This is a genomic window from Prosthecobacter sp. (assembly GCF_044373815.1).
Classification (GTDB): Bacteria; Verrucomicrobiota; Verrucomicrobiia; order Verrucomicrobiales; family Verrucomicrobiaceae; genus Prosthecobacter.
Map to the genome: position 1 here is coordinate 1 of NZ_JBIPNG010000297.1, position 8,223 is coordinate 8,223.

The window sequence follows — 8,223 nt, forward strand, 5'->3', positions numbered from 1 at the left end:
ATGACGCCCTTCACGTTGGTTTGCGCGCGGCGGATTTCCACATCCACACCGCTGGAGATGTCGCCATTGCCAATGACTGGAATCTTCACGGCATCAGCCACCTGCCCGATGACGTCCCAATCGGCTTGACCGGTGTAACCCTGCGCCCGTGTGCGGCCATGCACGGCGATGGCCTGCATGCCGCAGTCTTCCAGGATGCGTGCGACTTCAATGGCATTGACGAGGCTGGCGTCCCAGCCGATGCGCATCTTGGCGGTCACGGGGATGGACACGGCCTTGGAGACTTCGCGTGCCACACTGGCCAGCAGCGGGCAGTCTTTGAGGAGGGATGAGCCGCCGTTTTTCGAGACGACCTTGTTTACGGGGCAGCCGAAATTGATGTCGATGAAGTCGGGCTGCTTCCAGTCGATGATTTTACGGGCGGCTTCGCCCATGCGTACGCCATCAGAGCCGAAGAGCTGCACGCCGAGCGGGCGCTGGGCATCGTCGAAGTCGGTGTAGTGGCGGGTACGGTCGTCGCGCTGCAGGATGCCCTCGGCGCTGACGAACTCCGTGACCATGACATCTGCGCCCTGTTCCTTGCACAAATGGCGGAAGATCACGTCCGTGACCCCGGCCATGGGGGCCAGATAGAGGGGAAAGTGGTCATTTTCGAACCAAGGAAGCATCTTCGATCATAGCCGCACTGGCACAGTGCGGCAAGTCGTGTCACATTCCCGGATGGCAAGACGCCGCCGCTACCGCAAACCGCTCCTCCCCGGCCTCTGGACCGTGGTGGCCGCGTTTGCCCTGATCGGCGGGATCGGCGGGTTGTTCTGGGTGCTGGGGAAGAAGACGAAGATCAGCCGGGTGAATCCATCATCGGCTGCTGTGGGCACTGTGGCGAAGCGGAAGTAGTACGACGAGCGTCCCGCTTGTTTCAGGCAATCGGGACGATTGCCCTACACCGCCGGACGCACCACGACGATCTCTCCCAGCAGCTGCTCCTGCTCCACCTGCAGGTGGTTGAGCTTGATGAGTTCCAGCATGGCCAGGAAGGTCACGATCACCTCGCCACGGCTTGCGGCGCTGCTGAAGAGGTCTTCAAATTTGATCTTGCTGCCTGCGGGGACAATCTGGAGCAGGTGCTCGATCTTGTCCGCCACGGTGTAGCGGTCATTGACGATCTCGCGGAAGTCGCTGGCGTTTTCGAAGCGCTTGAGGATGCGCTGGAAGGCGCGGATGAGGTCGAAGATGCCCACCTGGCCGATGGTCTCCACCGGGGCCTCAAGGTCAGGGAGTTCGGGAGTGGTGACGAACAATTCATCTCCCTTCACCTCCTGCGCGCCGAGGAAGTGCGCGGCTTCCTTGAACTTCTTGTACTCCATGAGCTGACGGATCAGCTCCCAGCGCGGATCACTCTCATCTGCATCCTCTTCCGGTGGCTGCACCGCCTGCGGCAGCAGCTCGCGGCTTTTGATGTACATCAGATTGGCCGCCATCACGATGAACTCACTGGCCAGCTCGATGTTCAGCGCCTTAAAGGTGTCGATATAATCCAGGTACTGACGCGTGATGCGCTCCAGCGACACGTTGTAAATGTCGATCTCCTCCTTTTTGATCAGGTAGAGCAACAGGTCCAGCGGGCCTTCAAAAATCTCGAGTCTTACTTTGTAATCGGTGTCTTCCACGTGTCGAGATAGAACGGAGAGACGACAATGGCAACCCAAGAGCGCGGGTATTCTCCCCCTGGGCCGGTTTAGGTCTGAGGCATGCTCGGGCTACTCGAATCACTGAGCTGGGCGCACCCGGATAAAGGCGATGCGAGTGGTGGTGACGCCACCGCCTGCGGGCAGGGAGAGGCCGAGGCAATGAACGGTTCCTGCTGGAAAGAGGATGTCATGGGCGGTCCATTCTTCGAACTCATGCTTGGCGCCGGGGTAGTCATCCATGCCGCTGGCGGCGATTTTGAGGGTTTCTTCCAGACCTGGCTCAATGGGCCTGGCGATGGAATGCCTGAGGGCAACACTCAGCCGGGGGATGCCGCCGGGGGCTGCTGCCACATCGGCCTCAAGCTGCACTCCCACTGGCAGAGACGTCAGTGATGTGGGCCGCATGCGGAAGGGGGCCTCAGCGCTGGGAGGATCAAAGGCTGTGGCGGTCCTGTACTCCTCCGTCACGTTCAAGGCACCTCGGGTGGAGGGCTGGATACGCAGCATCGTGTGTGACTGAAGCTTGGCGGTGCCTTGCTTGAGGCGTTGCTGGGTGAAGGCGGTAAAGTCATCGCTCTTCACGTCCTGCCAATCGTCAGCGCCGCCAGCGGGGATTTCGAAGATCATGGCTTCGAGTTCGAAGTCGCTGCCTTCGGCTTTGGGAGCAGCCTCGTGGTTGGAACGATGGGTGAAGAGAAGCACGGTTTCATGCTCAGGAAGATCACCGCCTGCAATGACCGAGGGGATGCTGGCGACGGCGCATAGCTGTGTGTCGAGTTTGGCGGAGTCTGAAAAGACGCTGTGGAGGAAGAGCTTTCGAAAGCGCGGCTGCCACATGATGGCTTCGGGCATATCGCGAGCGAGTTTCCACTCGGTGCGGGCTGGTGGTGCCAGATCCTGGGTGAATGCCAGCTCTCTGCCGTCTTGTTCGAGTGTTGTTCCAACCGTGGTTTCTCCCCAGGCGGAGGGGATGCTGGGCATTTCTGTGGGATAGGCATGAAGGCGGCCGCTGGTTTGCTCCTTGTGTCCGCTTTGATTGGCCGAAAGAGCGGAGGTCACCACATGGGCCCGGCCTGCTTTCACGCGTGCGACCAGTTCATGCAGGAGTTCTGCGTCTTTGTCAGGCTGGCGCGTGGCGAGCAAAGCCTGCGCTTCGTCACTGTCGAGTGCGATGCCAAGGATAAGGAGGGATGATTGGCCAGGTTTAGAGGGCGCAGTCTGCGGTCCGCCTTCACTCATGGAACGTTGCGCCATGGTGACATCCAGCCAGCGTCCTTTGCGATCTGCGCCCCAGGTTTGATCCGCAGGCGGCATCATGGAGATGAGATGGGGGGACTCGTCGTGGAAAACAACTTTTCCAGAAGTCTCCTGATCAAAGCGATCATACCAGTCCATCCAGCCGTGAATGGCTTTGAATGGAGGAGTGGTCTGTGTCTGGTCATGAACACGCAGCCATGAGGTGGGCCACTGAACTGCGAGTGGAGGATGCAGCGCGAAATGGCTTTTCCATGAAGTGACCGACTCAGACGACAAGCATTCCAAGCGGCTGCCTGCGGGAACTGTGGCAAAGCTGACAGGAAGCTGATACAACCTGCCGAGGTCCTGATCGACCTCCGTAGGGACCCAGCATTCCTTGCCTGATTGCGCCTGGGTGCGGATGCCCAGCACAGAGCTGGTGGTCAAACTGGAGACAACCTTCGCCTGCCCATCTGCCACCGCTTGTTGCAGTCGCTTTTCCAGTGCCGCATCGTTCTGCGGGGCTGCCAGCAGCCACTCGATCACATCCATTTCAGGCACGCGATAAATCGTCTGCCGAAGTGTTAGTGGAGGCGATGGGTTGTCATGGCTGTCCTGAATGAAGACGGCGATGCGCGTGCTTGGAGTCTCTTCTAATAAGAAACTGGTGAGCAACTGTTCGTCTTTTCCCGCCAGCATATCGCCCTGCCAGCGCAAGCGTTGGAAGAGCGGTGCGGTCACGCTTTTCTTGTCGCGCTCGGCACCTGTCGCTGCGGTGGCGTAGGTCATGGGCTGCATCTCCAGCGGCTGCAGGTCATGTGTTAATGTGATGCTGAGCCGGGGTCCTTTGAGTTCTTTGGAAGTGGGTGCGTTCGCCACTTTGACCTCCGTGCCGATGAACTCCGGCTTCGTTTTCTTGGCGGCAACATCATTGCGGTCAGGAGTGAACTCCCATCTTGTTACGATGCCGTGCTCTTTGCCTGATCGAAGAATGAGTTCCTTGTCACCGCTCAGTTCACCTGAAAGCTCCATCAGTGTTTTTGCATGCAGTTTCTCGCGGAGCTCCTTCTGGTTTGTGTTCTGCGCCATTTCACGCTGCCAGTCGCTTTCTTGGACGGTTGCGATCGTCACGACCACTTTGTTAGCGGCATCCTGCGCCTGGATGTTCTGCCCCCATGCGAGGATGCCAAGTGACATGATCCAAGCCGCGCGGTGGTTGTGCATGTATTTGTTCTAACTGAAAAACTGAGGGTGTTGCAATGGTAATCGAAATGCTCTTAATTTTGTATTGAAGTATTTCACATGCCGCCCGTCGCACACGGCTACCTGGTTTGGCGTACTAGCCGCACGGCGCGCACATCAGCCAGCTCCTGCTTCAGGGCTCCATCGGGTCGCATCAGCAGCGATTGGATGCCGGCCTTGAGCTTGATTGTTCCTGCGGACTGCTCTTTGAAACTCTCGTAGCCACCGGTGGCCTGCACCACGCCTTTCACGCTGGCGTTCTCAACCTCGACCACATAGGCATCGCCAGCGGAGGCTTCATCGGCCGCCAGTGTCACTCGCACTTCATATTCGCCCGCTGCTGGCACCTGGATCAACCATTCGGCCACATCGGTGTCGATGCGCCAGGGGGCGAGCACGTTGAGCGCGGCACGGTAGGCGAGCTTCTGCCCGTAGGTCTTTGCCGCACTGGCTGGAAGCAGCAGCACGCCGTCGGCATCTGCCTGGATGGCTTTGCCGCCTTTCACATCCACCTGAAGGAGTGTGTCCGCCGTCCAAGGCATCTTGCGGTTCTTGGTCTGTGCACGTACGGCTGCGACGTGGGCGGCATCGATCACACTGGCTTCATTGCCCCAGGCATTGCGCACGTAGCTGAGAACGTCCGCCAGCTTTGAATCATCCAGCATGGGGTTTTCACCCTGGCCGGGCATGGCGAGATTCCACTTCTGGCCGTTCACCTCGATCTCGCCATACAGGCCATGCAACGCAATGCGGATCACACGTTCCGGCTCGCCGGTCGCCCACTCGCTCTCGGCCAGCGGTGGGGCCACATTGGGGATACCATAACCCGTGGGCTGATGGCACAGGCCGCAGACGGTTTGATACACGGCGGCACCACGCTTGATCTGCTGGTGCGCAGCATCGCTGAGTGGTTGCTTGCGAGTAGCCGTGACCACGCTGTCTGCGCCCGGCCACGTCAGGCACATGCGCAGGCGCTGCATGCGCTCGCGGGCGGTGATGTCGCGGTTCGCCGCCAGTTCATCGAGGAACTTGGGCTTCGCAGCGAGCTTCACGGGTTTGATCTGCCGTGGGTCATTCGGCTGTGTGGCCAGGAATCCATCCACCAGCGCCATGCGTTGCCAGTTTGAAGTCTGCTCGATGCGTGACACCACGGCTTCATGCTGATCATCCATGCCGATGAGCTGAGTGAGCAGGCGCAGCGTTTCGCGTCGATGGGCGGACTCCTTCTGCCAATCCGTTTGCTTCAGCAGCAGGTCCAGCAACTCCACCTCACGGCCGTGGACACCGGTCATTGCGGCGATGCGACTCAGGTCATCTTCATGCTGCGTGAGATGCTGAGCGATGGCGGTGGTGCTCTGTGGCGTGAGCAGGGCCTGCAGCCGGACAGTGGCATCTGCCTCTGTGTTGAGTGAAACCTCCGCGCCCAATCTTGCTGCCGCAGCACGGACGCGTGGGTCGGCATCCTGCGCGGCTTTTTGCAGCGTCGTCTTGGTCAGTTTATCTGTGCCTTCCAATGTCCACAACGCGTGCAGGCGTTGCAGCGGAATAGGAAAGCGATTGGGATCTCCGATTTCCTCCTGGCGCTCCACCAGCAGGCGCTGCGCGGTGTTTCTCTGCCAGCCATTCGCATGACCCAGGGCCTCCACCAGCTCAGCGGTGCTGGCTTTGGAAAGAGAGGGGCGCCGCCGCAGTGGTGGGCCGTCGTGCACGATCCTCCAAATGCGGCCGTGATCGTTGCCTTCGTAGAGTTTGCGCTGCTCGATCTGCTTCGTCAGCCAAGGCACGATGAAGATCACATGCTCGATGATGCCGTGATACATGTCCGCGAGATACAAGGTGCCATCCGGTCCCACGCGGGCGTTGACGGGACGAAAGCGTTCGTCGGTGCTGGCGATGAGGTCCTGCTCGGGTGGGAAGAAGCGCTGCGCCTGGGGTGAGATGCTGCCGCTGAGTTTCAGCGTACCGACCAGATGCCCGGCGGAGTCGGGCACGAAGACGTTGCCATGCATCTCCGGCGGAAACTGATCCCCATCATAAAAGCAGGTGCCTGAGACGATGGTGTAGGTGCGCAGGCGACCGTCATCGCGAAGTTCGAGGGCACCCAGCGTCACGGCCGGCGTCACGCGAATGGGGAAGCACTCGGCAGCGTCCTTCGCCACGTTCACATTCACCCCGAAACTGCCGCGACCACCGCGCTGCGCGAGTTTGGCGAGGTTGGGATGACGCAGGAGAGCCTCCGCAGGAAGGAGGTCCATGTGCATGGCGCTGTTTTCGTAGCAGCTGATGAAGCGGCCGGTTTCATCAAAGCTGACGCCAAACTGCCCGCGATGCAGCGTGGGCAGGTCGACGAGTTTGCCGTCCTTCCACTGATAGCGGTGCGGCCAGTCGGCGCAGTGCAGCCAGTTGTCGATGCCACGGCGCAGGCCGTTCGCCGTGTGCTGCGGGTTTCCGCCCACCCCCATGGTGCCGACTTCGGTGCGCTTGTCGCAGCGGAGATCGCTGTCCGTGTCCTCACAGAACCACAGCTTCGGCGGCTCCTGCAGGAGGATGCCGCCTTTCACGAAGGCGAAGCTGCGGGGCATGACGAGCTTGTCGAGGAAGACGGTGCTCTTGTCGGCTTTGCCATCACCGTTTTCGTCTTCGAGCACGACGATGCGGCAGATCGGATCGCCTTCGCCGCTGCCCTGCACATCGCGCATGTAGCCCTGGTATTCGACGACCCAGATGCGCCCGTCGGGATCGAACTCGAAGAAGATGGGGCACTGCACCATGGGCTCGCACGCCACCAGTTCGGCGCGGTAGCCTGGGGCGAGCTTGAAAGTCTTCGCTTCATCCTCGGCGGAAAGCACGGGTGCCGGAGGCACGTGGATGCGTTTGAGCAGTTCTTCGCCTTTTTCCCAGTCCGCCCAACCGGTTAGCGCAGAGGCGGGGCGCGCTCTGGGGCGGTCAGCGGGGATGGTGCCGCTTTGCGCAAGGGCGTGGGTGGCAAGGATGAGAGCGAGAGCTGCGATGCGGGCGGGCATGGAGCTACTACGCATTGCCTCAGGCGGTTCTGTAAGCCAAGATGACGACCATGCCCGCGAAGAAGAAACCCAGCACCCAGCCGCTCACCGGCGCCGCCTTGATCAAAGAGGTGTGCCGTCGCATTCGCGTGGCGCGGGCTTATTGGGACGCTCACAACAATCGTGCGTGCCGTGGCGAGCGTGAGAAGGCCATGGCACTCTATGAGACGCTGAGCGAGGCGGAGCGTGAAAAGGTGCCGCAGGTGCTGCGCGTGTGGCTGCGCTACCGCAGCGAGAAATACTTTGGTGATGACCGCACGCCGCCGGGAGGTGGACGATGAAGAAGGATTGGCCGCAAAGAAGCGCAAAAGATTTAAAAAAGCAGACTGAGAAAACAGGACTGCACCCACGCAATCGCTTCAATACGCGCTACGACTTTCCGCAGCTCATTGCGTGCAGCCCGGCATTGGCGGTGTTTGTGAAGCCGAATGCGTATGGGGACGAAAGCATTGATTATGCAGACCCGCTGGCGGTGAAGGCGCTGAATCAGGCGCTGCTGAAGCATGCCTATGGCTTGCAGCACTGGGACATCCCGCCAGGTTATCTCTGTCCGCCGATTCCCGGGCGCAGTGACTATATTCATCATCTGGCGGATCTCATCGCGCTGCGGCGCGGGCCGTCGGTGCGCATGCTGGACATCGGCACCGGGGCGAACTGCATTTATCCGCTTATCGGCGCGAGTGAGTATGGATGGAGCTTTGTGGGTGCGGAGGTGGATCCGGTGGCGTGGCGCTGGGCGCAAAAGATCGTGACGGCGAATCCGAGTGTGAAGGGCTTGATTGAGTGCCGTTTGCAAAAGTCGGCGGCTGCCTGTTTTCGAGGCGTTATTCAGCCTGGCGAGCACTTTTACCTGACGCTGTGCAATCCGCCTTTTCACGGTTCGGCGGCTGAAGCGGCGGAGGGCACGCAAAGGAAGCTGAGGAATCTCGGTTGCAAGAAATCTGGGCTGAATTTTGGAGGCAAGGCGAACGAGCTGTGGTGCGAGGGCGGTG

At 60.3% G+C, this 8,223-nt stretch carries 7 protein-coding genes; 3 read left to right on the top strand and 4 right to left on the bottom strand.

The genetic code is table 11. From position 1 onward, the window contains the following. Nucleotides 1-668, bottom strand: a 668-nt coding sequence (locus tag ACIREA_RS20895) for a tRNA dihydrouridine synthase (RefSeq protein ID WP_397384286.1), incomplete at its 3' end; no start/stop codon positions are given. 52 nt (nucleotides 669-720) lie between these two features. Between ACIREA_RS20895 and ACIREA_RS20900 the strand changes: the two genes are divergently transcribed. Continuing rightward, the gene (locus ACIREA_RS20900; protein ID WP_397384287.1) at nucleotides 721-897 is read left to right on the top strand and encodes a hypothetical protein; all 177 of its coding nucleotides are present in this window, start codon (nucleotides 721-723) and stop codon (nucleotides 895-897) included. A 44-nt stretch (nucleotides 898-941) separates the two neighbouring features. Here ACIREA_RS20900 and ACIREA_RS20905 read toward each other — a convergent pair whose 3' ends face one another. The 3 genes from ACIREA_RS20905 to ACIREA_RS20915 form a co-directional block, all read right to left on the bottom strand. Further along, nucleotides 942-1,670: a segregation and condensation protein A gene (locus ACIREA_RS20905; RefSeq protein WP_397384288.1), complete on the bottom strand. Its 729-nt coding sequence runs from the start codon at nucleotides 1,668-1,670 to the stop codon at nucleotides 942-944. 99 nt (nucleotides 1,671-1,769) lie between these two features. Further along, the gene (locus tag ACIREA_RS20910; protein WP_397384289.1) at nucleotides 1,770-4,151 is read right to left on the bottom strand and encodes a hypothetical protein; all 2,382 of its coding nucleotides are present in this window, start codon (nucleotides 4,149-4,151) and stop codon (nucleotides 1,770-1,772) included. Nucleotides 4,152-4,249: 98 nt separating this feature from the next. Beyond that, the gene (locus ACIREA_RS20915) at nucleotides 4,250-7,192 is read right to left on the bottom strand and encodes a c-type cytochrome (protein WP_397384291.1); all 2,943 of its coding nucleotides are present in this window, start codon (nucleotides 7,190-7,192) and stop codon (nucleotides 4,250-4,252) included. 50 nt (nucleotides 7,193-7,242) lie between these two features. Here ACIREA_RS20915 and ACIREA_RS20920 point away from each other — a divergent pair, with 50 nt between their 5' ends. Together ACIREA_RS20920 and rlmF are read left to right on the top strand one after the other, a co-directional pair. Beyond that, on the top strand, nucleotides 7,243-7,512 hold the full coding sequence (locus ACIREA_RS20920; RefSeq protein ID WP_397384293.1) for a Precorrin-3B methylase: 270 nt from the start codon (nucleotides 7,243-7,245) through the stop codon (nucleotides 7,510-7,512). Further along, nucleotides 7,509-8,223 (top strand): 23S rRNA (adenine(1618)-N(6))-methyltransferase RlmF (rlmF, locus tag ACIREA_RS20925; protein ID WP_397384292.1); only part of this gene is annotated, 715 nt, incomplete at its 3' end. The genes ACIREA_RS20920 and rlmF, both read left to right, overlap by 4 nt.